The organism is Bartonella sp. AA81SXKL (assembly GCF_042196945.1).
Taxonomy (GTDB): domain Bacteria; phylum Pseudomonadota; class Alphaproteobacteria; order Rhizobiales; family Rhizobiaceae; genus Bartonella.
This window is the reverse complement of record NZ_JBHIRH010000014.1, coordinates 16,869-32,752: the sequence shown is the minus strand read 5'-3', so window position 1 is coordinate 32,752 and position 15,884 is coordinate 16,869. Positions and strand designations below refer to the sequence as shown.

The window sequence follows — 15,884 nt, the reverse complement described above, 5'->3', positions numbered from 1 at the left end:
TTTTTTTGAAGAAAGATTTTTTTACTTCGTCGTTTGATTTTCAAGTTAATAAAAATCAGCCACTAGCAGAAAGAATGCGCCCTTGTTCTCTCAATGATGTTGTGGGACAAAAGCATTTGATTGGAGAGGATGGTTTGCTTTCACGTATGGCGGCAACAGGCTCAATTGGATCGATGATTTTTTGGGGACCTCCAGGGACGGGAAAAACGACCGTTGCACGTTTGTTAGCCCTTGAAACAAATTTCGCGTTTGAACAGGTTTCTGCTATTTTTACAGGAGTTTCTGAACTTAAAAAGATTTTTGAAGTTGCGCAGAGGCGTTTTATATCTGGGGATAAAACACTTCTCTTTGTTGATGAAATTCATCGGTTTAATCGTGCACAGCAGGATAGTTTTCTTTCTGTGATGGAAGAGGGTACTGTGGTACTTATAGGTGCAACAACCGAAAATCCTTCTTTTGAACTGAATGCTGCCCTTCTTTCGCGTGCACGTGTTTTAACATTTCTTTCTCATGATCATGAAAGTTTGGACATGCTTTTGAGGCGTGCTGAAGAAGTGGAGGGAAAAACTCTTCCCTTGGATAATGATGCCAGAGACGTTTTGATAGAGATGTCTGATGGTGATGCGAGGGTTGCGTTAACATTGGCAGAGGAAGTTTGGTCTATTGCACCATTGGGAGAGATTCTTGATGTTGTTGCTTTGCAAAAAGTTATTCAGCGTCGTGCGCCTATTTATGATAAAGGACGAGATGGGCATTATAATCTCATTTCAGCGTTGCATAAATCCGTTCGTGGATCTGATCCTGATGCTGCGCTTTATTATTTGGCACGTATGTTGGATGCTGGTGAAGATCCTCTCTATATTGGGCGAAGATTGGTTCGTATAGCCGTTGAAGATGTTGGTTTGGCGGATCCTCAAGCTCTTGTCATTTGTAATGCAGCAAAAGATGCCTATGATTATTTAGGATCACCAGAAGGAGAATTGGCTTTGGCGCAAGCATGTCTTTATGTTGCGACTGCGCCAAAGTCAAATGCAGCATATCTTGCGTATAAAGCAGCACTGCGTTGTGCACGCAAAAATGGCTCTTTACCACCTCCTAAGCATATTCTTAATGCTCCTACGAAATTTATGAAGGAAGAAGGGTATGGAAGTGGTTATTGTTATGACCATGATGAACCAGATGCTTTTTCAGGACAAGAATATTTTCCCGAAAAACTTGGGCGTCAGAGTTATTATAAACCAGTTGAGCGTGGTTTTGAGCGTGAAATTGTGAAACGTCTTGAGTGGTGGCAACAGTTGCGCAAAAAACGTAAAGATCAAAATAAAATTTGAGTTGAAATACGTTTTTTATTGATCTCTTATGTTATTGTATGAGAAATTTAGCTTATATTTTAAACATTTATTGCATTGCTTGTAGAGATTTTTTTTTGATATCTCCAAAATTGCATATTTTTTCAAATTTAAATATGTCATTCAACTTTTAAGCTGCTTTATTTTTTTTGGTTTTTATTAAATAATATATTGACTTATAATGATAATTGACTGTTTCGTAAGTTGAATGAAAGTTTCAAATACCGTAAATTTCTCTCATTCCAAGTCTGTTATTTGTTGAAGCAATCAAGTTATTCGCTTGCATGTTACAAGCAGGATTAGCGTGTGATAAAAACTGTACAAGAAAGGACTAAAAATCCCTCTTATGAATCGTCTCAAGTGCCGAGAGCTGTCGCAACATTGGGGGATGATAAATAGTGTGATGGTGCCGGCTTGCTCCTTCTATAGAGTAAAGATGGTGGTGCCTAAAGGGTTTTGCAGTATACCACATTCATAGGTGTTGTCACAAAATGAGCTTGGAAGTTTTGAGAGATGTTTCTTAAATCAAGTGCATGAATATGCAACACAATAGCGTTTTGTTCTTCGATGCAATAGGGTATGAGGTTGATTGATGATGCGTTTTTTGTGTGATCAATAGTGGGAGAATTCTTAGTCTCTCAAGTATTTAATCAAAGGGATAAGCAGAAGGGTTGTAGAACATTGTGTTTAAAATTAAATTGTTCCTTTTCTAGAGAGATATAAATATGTTAACTATGCTTCCATAGAGATATTACTTTATTGAAGTTTATTATGTGTCATAAGATAAGCAATGCCAATTCTTTATTGTGATGGTCATGAATGTTTATGGACATAATGTGGAGATAGGAATGGAAATAGTCTGTGAAAATCTAAACTCAAGCCTTTAGTTAAATTAAAAGTACAGTGTACACTAAAGTTTTAGGTTATTATGGATTCGGTCAAGGATATAATCGTGGATAAAACAAAAGCTCTCGATGCTGCTCTCTCACAAATTGAACGTTCTTTTGGTAAAGGCTCGATTATGCGTCTTGGGCAAAAAGAGCAGGTTGTTGAAATTGAAACAATTCCAACAGGGTCGTTATCCTTGGATATTGCTTTAGGGATTGGTGGATTACCGAAGGGGCGTATTGTTGAGATTTATGGACCAGAAAGTTCTGGGAAAACAACATTGGCTCTCCATGCTATTGCTGAGGCACAGAAAGGTGGTGGGATTTGTGCTTTTATTGATGCAGAGCATGCGCTTGATCCTATTTATGCGCGTAAGCTTGGTGTTGATTTAGAAAACTTGTTCATTTCTCAGCCAGATACCGGTGAACAGGCATTGGAAATTACAGAAACGTTGGTTCGTTCTGGTGCCGTTGATGTGCTTGTTGTGGATTCTGTCGCAGCTTTAACACCGCGAGCAGAAATTGACGGTGAAATGGGTGATGCTTTGCCCGGATTGCAAGCTCGGTTAATGAGTAAAGCGTTACGAAAATTAACCGCAGCAATTTTTCGCTCTAACTGTATGGTTGTTTTTATTAATCAAATTCGCATGAAAATTGGTGTGATGTTTGGTTCTCCTGAAACGACAACGGGTGGAAACGCTTTAAAGTTTTATGCTTCTGTTCGTTTAGATATTCGTCGCATTGGATCCATTAAAGATAGGGATTCAATCGTTGGTAATCAGACGCGCGTTAAAGTGGTGAAAAATAAATTGGCACCTCCATTCAAACAGGTTGAGTTTGATATTATTTATGGTGAAGGTATTTCCAAAGTAGGTGAATTGATTGATTTGGGTGTCAAGGTTGGTGTTGTGGAAAAATCTGGTGCATGGTTTTCTTATAATTCTCAGCGTTTAGGGCAGGGGCGTGAGAATGCAAAGCAGTTTTTACGTGAACATGTGGAAATAGCTACAGAGATTGAAGCAGCTTTGCGCCAAAATGCTGGTTTGATTGCGATTGAATTGTTAGAAAATGCAGGGTCAGAAAATATAGAAAGTGATGAAGCCATTTGATGGGGCGTTTTTTTTCGTTTATAATTTTTTTCCTTTAAGATTTTTCTGTTTTTTTGTTTGAGTTTTTAAATACGCAGTCGTTTTTTTCTCAATTTTTTAAAACAAATATTCCATTTTTGATTAAATTGACTCCATGCGTGGCGAAGAGGATTTAATGAGGGGGATTTTTCTTTTATGGTTTTGTGCTGTATTGAGCAGGTGTCAACATGAATAGTGTTAATAATATTCGGTCAATATTTTTGGATTATTTTCATCGTAATGGGCATAAAGTTCTTTCTTCTAGTCCGCTTGTTCCGCGGAATGATCCTACACTTATGTTTACAAATGCAGGGATGGTGCAGTTTAAAAATGTTTTTACTGGACTTGAACAACCTTCTTATACGCAGGCAACAACGGCACAAAAATGTGTTCGTGCGGGTGGAAAGCATAATGATCTTGATAATGTTGGTTATACGGCGCGCCATCATACATTTTTTGAAATGCTGGGTAATTTTTCTTTCGGTGATTATTTCAAGGAAGAAGCTATTTTTTTATCATGGAATCTTTTAACAAAGGAATTTTGCCTGCCAAAAGATAAATTGTTGGTGACAGTTTATCAGAGTGATGATGTTGCTGCTGAACTGTGGCGTAAAATTTCTGGTCTTCCAGATGAAAAAATTGTCCGTATTGCGACGGCTGATAATTTTTGGTCGATGGGAGAAACAGGCCCTTGTGGGCCTTGTTCGGAGATTTTTTATGATCATGGTGATGAAATCTGGGGCGGTCCTCCTGGAAGTGCTAATGAAGATGGGGATCGCTTTATTGAGATTTGGAATCTTGTTTTTATGCAGTATGAGCAAGTTTCCAAGGAAGAACGTGTTAACTTACCTCATCCTTCTATTGATACCGGTATGGGGTTAGAGCGTATTGCAGCTGTTTTACAGAGCGTTCATGATAATTATGACATTGATCTTTTTCGTGCATTAATTGACGCGTCAGAAGAAATTACAGGGATTGAGGCAAAGGGTGATTTTATTGCCAGCCATCGTGTCATTGCTGATCATCTTCGCTCATCTGCATTTTTGATTGCTGATGGTGTGCTTCCTTCTAATGAAGGAAGAGGATATGTTTTACGTCGTATTATGCGTCGTGCTATGCGTCATGCGCATCTTCTTGGTGCTAAAGAGCCCTTAATGTGGCGACTTTTGCCTGCTTTAATTCGCGAAATGGGACAAGCTTATCCTGAGTTGGTGCGTGCTGAATCTTTGGTTTCAGAAACTTTAAGGTTAGAAGAAATACGTTTTCGTAAAACGCTTGAACGAGGACTTGGTTTGTTGAACGAAGCAAGTACCGATCTTAAAGAAGGGGACTATTTGAATGGTGAAGTTGCTTTCAAGCTCTATGATACCTATGGTTTTCCGCTTGATTTGACGCAAGATGTTCTTCGTCGTCGAGGAATCTCTGTTGATGTTGGTGCTTTTGATAAAGCGATGGAACGCCAAAAAGAGGAAGCACGTGCCAATTGGTCTGGTTCTGGAGAAGCTGTAACAGAGAAAATCTGGTTTTCTGTTCGTGATCAAGTGGGGGCCACAGAATTTTTAGGTTATGAAACTGAGACAGCGAAAGGTATTCTTACAGCTCTTGTGTGTGATGGTAAAATTGTTGATCATATTTTTTCAGGTCAGAAAGCTATGCTTGTTGTTAATCAGACACCTTTTTATGGTGAATCTGGTGGGCAAATTGGTGATAGCGGTATCATTTCTGGTGAAAATTTTATTTTTACGGTGCATGATACCCAAAGAAAGGGCGATGGTGTTTTTATCCATATTGGGGAGGTGAAATCTGGTCAGGCATCGAGGTCTGATTGTGTAGAATTAACGGTTGATATTGTTCGTCGTAAGAAAATTCGCGCGAATCACTCTGCTACTCATTTGTTACACGAAGCTTTACGCCAAACATTGGGGGACCATGTTACACAAAAGGGCTCTCTTGTATCGCCAGATCGGTTGCGTTTTGATTTTTCACATCCAAAATCTGTTTCACCAAAAGAATTGAAAAAAATAGAAGATTTAGCCAATGAGATTATTTTGCAAAATAGTAGAGTGATAACGCGCCTCATGGCTGTAGATGATGCCATTTCTGAAGGAGCCATGGCATTGTTTGGTGAAAAATATGGTGATGAAGTTCGTGTTGTTTCTATGGGGGAGCCACTTGAACAGGGAAGATTAAAAAAGCGTTGGTCAATTGAGCTTTGTGGAGGGACACATGTGGAGCGAACAGGTGATATCGGTTTGATTCATATTGTTTCTGAAAGTTCTGTTTCAGCTGGAGTGCGGCGTATTGAAGCTTTAACAGGCAAAGAAGCACGTCTTTATCTTAGCCGCCAAGATGAACGTATTCATGAAATTGCTGATCTTTTAAAAACTTCTTCTGTTGGCGTGGAAGAACGGGTGCGAATTTTGCTTGATGATCGTCGTAAACTTGAAAAAGAATTGAATGATGTACGCAAGAAAATGATGTTGAGTGGTGGAATAACAGAAAGGAGCCAAGATGATATTATCATCATCAATGGGTTTTCTTTTACCGGACGCGTTGTTAAAAATATTTTACCACGGGATCTTAAGGCGCTTGTCGATTCTGAGAAAAAACAAATTGGATCTGGAGTGGTTGCTTTTATTAGTGTCTCGGAGGATGGAAAAGGGAGTGCTGTTGTCGGTGTTACGGATGATTTAACGGATAAATTAAATGCTGTAGATCTCGTTCGTATTCTTTCAGCGATGCTTGGTGGTAAAGGTGGAGGTGGCCGTCCTGATATGGCGCAGGCTGGTGGTCCTGAGGGGAACAAAGCTGATGAGGCATTTGTGGCACTAAAAGATTTTCTTGAAAAAAATTAAAGAATGAAATCATTCTGCATAGGTGTTTTTCACATTGTTATATTTGGTTGGCATCTATGTATCATGAATATCTGTCTGGTGTATTTCTGAAATGCAGATACAGCGTAATTGGGGAAAATACAATTGTAAAGATAAAGACAGTGTTTGTCTTTATCACCACTTTATCATTTGGCTTTATAGCTTCCAAGCGTTTCAGGAATCACCTTTTTAAGATAAGATAGATTATGCAGCACTTCATGCTTTGCTGTGTATTCTTTTACTAGGGAGACTAGTTATTATGTTGCTCTTATAGATTTTTTGAAGAAACATCTCTTTTTATGAAAGAAAAATATAAGATTTATTGCATACGATTATCCTTATAAAGTTATAAGCTGTCATTATTCGATTAGTTTTCAAATGAATAAAATCTCTTTCCTTGAAAAGGCTTATAAAAGCGTTGTTATATCTTAGAGCTATTGTTTTCATTTTGCTTGTTATGTACAAAAAAACAGTTTTTTGGTTTATTATTAAAAGGTCTTGAAAGGAATATTCTCCTATCTTTATAAATCTTTATTTCATATTATAAAGTAATGAATTATCAATATGAATCAAAGGAATATCACATAAATCTAAAGATTTAGATTAACATCTAATTTATTTATGATAAAATTGCTTTAATACATTGAGTTATAATGATAATTTATCGTTTTATCTTTTGAATAAGAGCTACGAATATTCGTAGGATTTTATTATTTCAAATTCTGTGTATGTTAAATTAATCAAAACCACTCACGAATGTCGTTGTGAAATGGGCTTAAGAGCATTGAGAAATGTTTCTTAAAAAAAGTCATATGAATGTGCAAAACAATGATGTTCTGTTCTTTATGAGAGGACTATAAAGAAAGTGATAAACAAAGTGCAACGCAATACATAATATTCATTATTTAAAAGATATTTCTTTAGTTCGTTTTGAAATTCGTAAAGCTGAGTAAAAAGAAGACGGTAAAACTAGAAATTGTTTTTACCTTTACATTTTCCCTAAATGAGAATGTATACTCGTCAATATTCACAGATATAGGGAAATATTTTTGTCCCAATCTAGTAAAATTGCAATAGCAGAGAAAATACTAGACTGTTTTAATATTTTTCTTAAATACCTAAAATGGATTGTGGTATTTTTAGAAATCTTTTTACTTGTATCATATATAAGCACTCTTGTTATTCTGAGGAGGATTTTTTTGCTTGAAAAGAGTGTCAATTTTATGATGCTATGGCTTCATGTAAGGGGATAACATTTTCTCCTTCTCTTTTTGGTGGTTTGATTGTTAAACCACTTGCCTTTAAAAATTTAGAGAAACGTCCCCCTCTATCGATTAATTCTTGAAAGTTTCCTTTTTCCATTAAGTGACCATGATCCAGAAAGAGTATCACATCAGCATTGCGTACTGTTGAGAGGCGATGTGCTATAATAAAAGTAGTACGGTTATGGCTTATACAATCGAGAGCATCTTTGACTCGTGCTTCTGTTTCAACATCAAGAGCGCTTGTTGCTTCATCTAGAATGAGAATAGGGGCATTTTTTAAAACAGCGCGTGCAATTGCTAGTCGTTGTTTTTCTCCACCTGATAATTGAGATCCTCGTTCGCCCACTATTGTGTTATAACAATCAGCTTTTTTTAGAATAAAATCGTGAGCTTCTGCTATTTTTGCTGCTTCATAAAGTTCTTCATTCGTTGCGCTCGCTTTTCCTATTGAAATATTGTCATGAATAGTACGGTTGAAAAGACCCGAGTCTTGAAATACTGTTGCTAGAGATTTGCGTAAAGATTCGCGATTGATTGAGCATATATTTATTCCATCAATGGAGATATGCCCAAGGGTAGGGTCGTATACGCGCTGCAACAGATTGATCAATGTTGTTTTTCCAGCCCCTGTTGGTCCTACAATCGCAACAGTTTGTCCTGCTTTAACTTCAAAGGAAATATCAAAAACACCTTGAGAAGAATTTTGGAATTGATAGGTCACGTGATGAAATTGTATGGCGCCTTTAACATTTTGGAGGGAAGGAAGATTTTGCGGTTCGTTGATATGAAAGGTTGAGTCTTCCATTTCAAAAAATTCTTGCAGTTTTGCTTGTGAGGATATTGCACAATTAATAAAACTGCTCATTTGGTCTAGGCGGCTAATCATGAGTTGTGCAAATCCAACAAAAGCAACGACTTCACCTACTCGTAATTGATCTTTTGCAACAAAAAAAGCTCCAAGGAGAAGAACACAAACGATTGAAATTGTTGAAGCCATTCGATTTAAGCCACTGGCGAGCGCCCACCAATTGAGAACAGGATTTTGTGCTTTAAGAAGAGCATTTGTATGTTGATGCAGTATGGAAGTTTCTTCTTTTATTCGGTTATAACTTTGTACAATGGAAACATTAGAGATTGAATCACTGACATGCTTAAAAAGGTTATGATGATAGCATTCTACAGCGGCTTGTCCGTCTTTTGTTTTTCGCATCACTAAACGTGCAATTAATACATAAATGATGGCAAGCACAACCAAGACTATTGAAAGACGCCAATTCATATTAAACGCTATGGGGATGAGAATCAATAAGGCGACAAGCGTTGAGAGATGTTGGCGCATAAAATCAAGCCATATGGTTAACATGGAATCTATTGCGCGCAAAAGTGTATGGAGTGCGTTGGAAGTTCCACGTTGTTGATGCCAAATTAAAGGCATGGCAATGATACGTTCGAAAGATTCCGTTAAAACCGTTAAGCGGCGTCTATGGGCTAAGCGGTCAGCACCGCGAGCAACAAGGACATAAGCAATAATATGTGAAAGTCCAAAACAAACCCAAATGGCAAGAGTAGGGATGATAGCTGTTTTGTCTGTAATAGAATCAATAACTTGTCCAAATAAAATAGGTTCTGCAATAGTGATAATAGCTAATATAACATTAGCGGTACAGATTAAAAGGGATGCATTTTTTTCTCTATTTAGGTAAGTGAGAACACGTGCATAGGTTTTGAATAAGGACACGGTTAATTATCTCCATTCGCTATTAAGCGTAAAGGCTGTTGATTTTTACAACGCTTAGTTTTTAGCTAATAAAATTTGGACGTTAAGAAAAGGAAATTTTGGATACTAACTGTAATATGGTGTGATAAAACCAACTAAAATATGAATTTTTGTGTTTATAAAGGCGCAAAAATAGATCAATAAAATTAGCAGGTAAGGGAATTTTCATGGCAGGCATAGAAATAAAAAAAGTTGAGGCAGATGAAAATGGAATGCGCTTAGATCGCTGGTTTAAAGTGCATTATCCAGGACTTGGTTTTGGAGCTTTGCAAAAATTGTTGCGTTCTGGTCAGATACGGGTTGATAGTGGACGTGTTAAAGCCGATACGCGTCTTTGTATAGGGCAAGCTGTTCGTATTCCACCTCTCCCTATTAATGACAAGGAAAATCTTTCAATAACGGATAAAACACTTCGTGGGCAGGATGATGGGACCGTTTTGAAAAAAATGCTGCTTTATGAAGATCCAAAGGTATTTGTTTTTAATAAACCAGCTGGGTTGGCTGTACAAGGAGGCTCTGGTTTAACACGTCATATGGATAGTATGCTTGAGGTATGGCGCAATAAAAAAGGTGAAAAGCCGCGTTTGGTTCATCGTCTTGATCGTGAGACGTCGGGTGTGCTTATTGTTGCGCGATCAAGGGGAGCTGCTCAGTCCTTAACTGCTGCTTTTAGAGCGCGAGAAACAAAAAAGACTTATTGGGCGTTGGTTCGGGGTGTGCCTAAAAAAAAGCAGGACAAAATTTCAACGTGGATGGTTAAGGAAATGACTGCACAAGGTGACAAAATGCGTGTTTGTGAACATGGGGAGCCAGATTCACATCATGCGGTTTCCTACTATCGCGTTTTAGATACGCGAGGGCGGGCTCTTTCGTGGCTTGAAATGGAACCCTATACAGGGAGAACACATCAGCTTCGTGTGCATGCTGCCCATATGGATCATCCTATCATTGGCGATACAAAGTATTTTTTTTCTGATAGTAATTGGACATTACCAGGAGGAATTCAAAATCGTCTTCATCTTCATGCACGTCGTATTCGTATTCCTCATCCTTCAGGAGGAATATTGGACATTGTTGCACCTTTACCACCTCATATGGTCCAAAGTTTTAATCTTTTATCTTTTAATGAGAGTGATGCTGAAACCAACTAAACAAACTTCATTTGTTCTTTTTGATTGATACAAATTTTGTCTATAAATTTTATAAGATGAATAGGGCATTATTTGAAGAAAGTTTTTGATAAGTCAATTGCTATGAGAAAATTGTGTTTTTGAGTGATGAAATTTTCGAATATCATGGCTTTCTTTCTACAGATCTTTATCCATAATTGATTGTATTGTTATTTTTGGATATGATGTATCGTTTAATAATCTGAGTTTATGAAGCTGCTCCTTTGAATTATCTACAGAGGTCATATATTGGGGAGGCGTGTCTGTTGAGGGAGATGAGTTAGATAAAATCTGAAAGATATTTACTAAAATAGTGAAAGCAATTTTAGTTTTTTCATGGGGAATAATGGAGGCATTTTATAGTAATGCTGAGGGAAAGTAGCCTCTCAAAAAATTCCTGTTGTCAAGGATTTTTGTTTTGTTATCAATGTGGTTTGATATGCTTATAGTATAGATTTATGCTTTGTATCTTTGCTTACACAATGAAGCCTTCTTAGCAAAGCTCTCCTTTCAATGACCAATTATTTTTCTACTTACTTAGTTTATCCAAAAGATTATCTTTCATAAAAGAAGAAATAAGTTTTTAGTATCTTAATGCTTCATTGAAGTGAACTCATCACATTGAAAAAATATCTAGACAAAAAATTGGAGATAAAACGTCAGGTGCGTTTTATTGCTCTAGGGAGGGCTTGAACACTTTTGTTTTTTCTAGTGAACAAAAACAGATATTTATTATGGGAACATTCAAAGGGGAGATAAGTTGAAATTAGGAGTGACTGATGGGATCATTATTGATTGACGTTAATAACGTCTCAAAAATATATCGCAACATTGACAGAGAAATTGGTTTTAAAAACAAGGTGTTTTCTCTCTTCAAGCCGGATTATACAAATCATTATGTGTTAAAAGATATGAGTTTCACCCTCTTTTCAGGGCAATCGTTAGCAATTCTTGGCCCTAACGGAGCGGGTAAATCGACACTGATTAAAATACTTTCTGGTATACAATACGCTGATGAGGGATGTGTTAAAGTCCTTGGTGTTGATCCTTATAAAGCGAAGAAAAATCTGTTCAAGTCTTTGGGTGTGGTCTTTGGTCATAAGAATTGTTTATGGTGGGATTTGCCCTTACGCTACAGTCTGGATATGGTTCAACCATTATATGGTCTTGAACGCGCCTCTTTTACCCGTGATCTTAAAGAGATCGCTGAGTTACTGGGTCTTGAGCATATTATGGATAAGCCAGTGCGGATACTTAGTCTGGGTGAGAGAGTGAAAAGTGAATTGGCATTTAATCTCTCCTTTAGACCTAAACTGTTGTTTCTCGATGAGCCAAGTATTGGTCTTGATCTTACATCTAAGCATGAAATCAGGGAGCTTCTTAAAAAACTGAAAAGGGAGCGTGGCACTGGGTATATCATCACAAGTCATGATATGGGAGATATTGATGGATACGTCGATGATATTATTCTCTTGCATAAAGGAAAGAAACAGTTTCATGGTAATCTTCATGCGCTTAAAAATGTCATTCCTTCTTTGGTGAGAATGACACTTTTTTGTGAACACTTGGCGGCACCTTCAGCTGTTGTAGAAAAAATTGATGAGATTGCGTTGAAATTATCTACTCCTTTAAAAGATAAGTACTTTAACGCTGAAGAATGCTCGCTGGAGGTTTCGTTGCCCCGTGAGGATTTTGCGCGTTTTGTACGCGAAATTACAACCAAATTGAACTGTACGTTCTCTGTATCCACTCCCTCGCTTGAAGAGATGCTCCGTGTTAAATTTAAAGAATTTATCTAACCACTGCTTTGGTATGTTTCTTTTTGCCAAGAATGGATTACTGAATGTTCTAAGTGATAGAGCAATGTTTTTTACCGATATTATCATTGGGACACTTTCGCCATTTGTTATTCAACTTCTATTATGGAATGCACTTTTCTCTGATACGGGCAACACCATAAATGGCTTTAGCTTTTATGATATGATGTATTATTATGCTTTTGCTTTAGTCCTAGGTCGCTTAAATAATGGTTATAATGTGATTAAGTTTTTCTCTCATCATGTTAAAGAAGGTCAATTAGAAGTATATCTTACAAAGCCCTTTAGTTATATGACACAAATGCTTTTTACTTTTTTAGGGGAGAGTGTATTATATAGCATTCCCTTATTGGCTCTTTTTGTTGTTAAGCTTGTTTTATCCTATGAAAATATTCTGGGATTGGTCATCGCTTTTCTGTTCTTTTTTTTGGTTGTTATTCTATCACAATTGCTTTGTTTTTTAATCTCTTTTGGAATTGCCTTATTAAGCTTTTGGGTGATTGAGTACAATATATTACTTTCTTTCAGTATTCTCAGTTCAGCGCTTCTTGGGGGTGTTCTTTTACCACCATCTTTTTGGCCGGTGTGGCTTATTCCGCTTATGCAATTTAATCCTTATCGTTTCATGATATCAGCTCCTGCCGAGTTTTTCGCGACGCAAAATTTAGCGTTGTTTCAGCAGTTTATTTTCGGAAGTTTTACTTATATTTTGTGTTTTTTATTCTTAATTTATATTGCTTGGAATAAAGGGATGAAAGCATATAATGGAGCAGGTGGTTGAGATGAAAATCATCCTTCATTTTATCAGTCTGAATATCCGCCGACAGATTGTTTATGGTAAGAATTTGGCTGGGGAGTTTATGCTTTCTCTATGCTATTATTTTATTCAATTCATATTTATTGATAGAATATCTTCTTTTTCAGGAAAGATCGGTAACTATAGCAGAGATGAAATCCATTTTATCTTTGTTGTCTTTGTTTTACTTGGAATATTTTTGAATATTTTTACTAATTCTATTGAAACGTTTTTTGAAAAAGTAGCGGATGGTAAAATTGAACCATACTTGATAAAGCCCGTTTCAATCTGGTTGTTGATGTTGTTTGGTTGGTGTAAACCTCTTAATTTGATCAAGCTCTTTGTCCTTTATGTTAGTGCCTATTTATTTGTATCATTACCGAATATTTCTGATCTTAAGCTAAGATGGATCTCTTTTATTGTTGCAATATTTTGTGTTTTTATCGTCAATATTTGTTTTTTCATGATGTTCAATTTTATAACATTTATTATTAGCCGTAAGATGCCTGTCGAATATTTTCATGAAATGATTTACGAGCTTTCATTTGTGCCAATAGGAATTTATCCTTTAAGCATTGTAAAATGGCTTTTGTTTATGCTTCCCATGGCTTTTTCTGCTTCCTTGCCTGTGTCATTGTTGCTTGGTAAAGACGAATGGAATATTGGATATCTTCTGTTGAGCGCTTTTCTTTCCATGGTCATGACTTTCATAAGTTATAAGAAAACAATGCGTAAATTTAATGGATTAGGGGGATAATATAAAAGTCATCATGATTATAAAAATAAAAAATTGAGTGAAAATTCTATCGTACTGTAAAATATCGTTATTTATCCTGGCGGTATAGGGTATGTAAAATTTACACATGAGGATTTTTATTAGACATATTCATGCATAAAATCGGTCGTATTTCTATAGCTATGAGCAAAGAATTTACAACAGAAATCATAGAGTTAAATTTCTTGGTTTTAGATCAGTTTTAGTTTGAGTTTGGATGGCTGCTTGATGACACAAGCCAATTGTAAGATGGTGTACAATATTAGTAGTGCTTTCTCCTCCGAGCAAAATTTACTTTTGTTGCGTTTATAGTGCTAAAAAACTGTCAAAGATGGGTAATTTTTATATGTGCAAAATGTGGTTATTCGTGCGGATTTTGTTGGTACATTCAATATATTATTACGTGGATGAGTTTTTGCTTAAACAATAAGAAAATTGACAGAATAAAGCTTTTAAGTTGCCCGATAGAAAGCTAAGAGCTTCGCCAAACAACATGATAGCAATTATCAAGACAACAATCACATAGAGATTTTTCAGCATGCTGAGCAGTCAAAATTCAGTTAATAATTGCTTGGAAATAAAAGGATTCACCAATCCAAGCAGGCAAAAACGATGGCAACGCAACTGAGTTCAATAACATAATTAAATATATTTCTTTGTTGTTCTTGTAAACAAAGAGAATTATACTTTATTTTCTTGTGAATTTCTTATTCTATTTAATAGAAAGATAATTATTATGTAATATTTTAGTATTATTATAAATATTATTATTTAATTAAAAATATACAATTTAAACACATAAAATATAAACATAATATATTTATATTATTTTAAATAGGTTATTTTAAAAAGTAATTAAATAAGATATTATTTTGTAAAAAAATATTTTCTATTTTTTAAATATTAATAAGCTCATTTTTCAATTTTTCTTAACAATGATAAGAGTAAAATGGAGTTTTACATCCTCTTTTACAATAAATAAAAATTATACTTTAATCTGGTGTTACTCTCTAAGCTTAGAGCTATACAGATGTTATTGCTTATCATTAATAAAACTAATGTGATTGATGGCGTAGAGATTACAAAGGGCTAAATTTTTTTGCATGTAATTCATATCTTTTACAAGACTTTAAAAATAACACAGAAAAAATGAGAGAGGAAGGGATAGTGAACAAGAGTGATAAGCTTTTTCATTTTCTAGTGTTATGATTACTTTTGTATTTTACGGTTCATTCATTGTATGTATGATCAATTCCAAAATTTTTATTTTAAGCTTATAGTGAATCTATATTTTAGTCTGTTATTGAAGTGTTGTAGTGATTGAGATTAAAATATCACAATAGTGAACACTCTGATTTAATAGAGAAGATTGTTTGCTAGCAAATAATCTATCCATATCAACGTTATTTAAATTTTTTATGATTTATATTTTTAATCATTTTATCTTAGTTAGAAAGAAGGTGTATTCATTTTTATTTCTCTATTTTATCTTAAAGTCGTGGAATTATATTAATGTTAGAAAGTTATAATTCTGGAAGACAATGAACTTTATTAAAATTATTCCACGTTCTTGTAGAAACGCATGGCTGTGAAATTGTTGAAATGTGTAATAGCATATGGCATTAGATTTGGCGCATTCACCAAAGTTATCCCTTATCTTACCTAATTTAGCTTTTTCAATCAAAGAGTTAAGCTGGTTCTTACGCTAATTGTAGCTGGGGCAAATATTTTTTCTCAATCTATACTAAGGAAAAATTATTTTATAAAAATATTTATTTTACTATATTATACAAAAAATAAAAATATTATGTGTAACAAAAAAACAACATATTGATATTTTTTATATTATAAAATCATAATAATATTTATAACAATAAAGCTAAATTTATAATAAAAACAATAAAATAATTTTATTTTAATATATTTTTATCATTAAACATACATAATGTAAATTACAAATAAAATAATTGACAATTATTAAATAAACATGTAGCGGATATATTATAAGTTTAATATAACACAAAAATAACAATAAAATAAAATTATTAA

The 15,884-nt window shown here is 35.1% G+C and carries 8 protein-coding genes; 7 read left to right on the top strand and 1 reads right to left on the bottom strand.

The genetic code is table 11. The features are described from left to right. The first annotated feature begins 5 nt into the window (after window positions 1-5). From ACFINZ_RS07130 to alaS, 3 genes are all read left to right on the top strand, one after another. On the top strand, window positions 6-1,331 hold the full coding sequence (locus tag ACFINZ_RS07130; protein ID WP_375633791.1) for a replication-associated recombination protein A: 1,326 nt from the start codon (window positions 6-8) through the stop codon (window positions 1,329-1,331). 970 nt (window positions 1,332-2,301) lie between these two features. Then, a complete protein-coding gene (recA, locus tag ACFINZ_RS07125) occupies window positions 2,302-3,345 on the top strand; it encodes a recombinase RecA (protein ID WP_273791424.1) in 1,044 nt (347 codons plus the stop codon). Window positions 3,346-3,551: 206 nt separating this feature from the next. Then, entirely contained in the window at window positions 3,552-6,218 is a 2,667-nt protein-coding gene (gene alaS, locus ACFINZ_RS07120; RefSeq protein WP_375697141.1) for an alanine--tRNA ligase, read from the top strand. A gap of 1,239 nt (window positions 6,219-7,457) precedes the next feature. On the opposite strand, the gene ACFINZ_RS07115 is transcribed toward alaS, so the two are convergent. Beyond that, the gene (locus tag ACFINZ_RS07115) at window positions 7,458-9,239 is read right to left on the bottom strand and encodes a glucan ABC transporter ATP-binding protein/ permease (RefSeq protein ID WP_375701276.1); all 1,782 of its coding nucleotides are present in this window, start codon (window positions 9,237-9,239) and stop codon (window positions 7,458-7,460) included. Window positions 9,240-9,445: 206 nt separating this feature from the next. Here ACFINZ_RS07115 and ACFINZ_RS07110 point away from each other — a divergent pair, with 206 nt between their 5' ends. The 4 genes from ACFINZ_RS07110 to ACFINZ_RS07095 all read left to right on the top strand — a co-directional run bounded on the left by ACFINZ_RS07110 (window position 9,446) and on the right by ACFINZ_RS07095 (window position 13,817). Then, window positions 9,446-10,429 (top strand): RluA family pseudouridine synthase, encoded by a 984-nt coding sequence (locus ACFINZ_RS07110; RefSeq protein WP_375633788.1) that lies wholly within the window; start codon window positions 9,446-9,448, stop codon window positions 10,427-10,429. A gap of 797 nt (window positions 10,430-11,226) precedes the next feature. After that, window positions 11,227-12,246, top strand: a complete 1,020-nt coding sequence (locus ACFINZ_RS07105; RefSeq protein ID WP_375636967.1) for an ATP-binding cassette domain-containing protein — start codon at window positions 11,227-11,229, stop codon at window positions 12,244-12,246. Beyond that, a complete protein-coding gene (locus tag ACFINZ_RS07100) occupies window positions 12,221-13,045 on the top strand; it encodes an ABC-2 family transporter protein (RefSeq protein ID WP_375701275.1) in 825 nt (274 codons plus the stop codon). Before ACFINZ_RS07105 ends, ACFINZ_RS07100 begins: the two co-directional genes overlap by 26 nt. Continuing rightward, a complete protein-coding gene (locus ACFINZ_RS07095; RefSeq protein WP_375633785.1) occupies window positions 13,029-13,817 on the top strand; it encodes an ABC-2 family transporter protein in 789 nt (262 codons plus the stop codon). Before ACFINZ_RS07100 ends, ACFINZ_RS07095 begins: the two co-directional genes overlap by 17 nt. The last annotated feature ends 2,067 nt before the right edge of the window (window positions 13,818-15,884 follow it).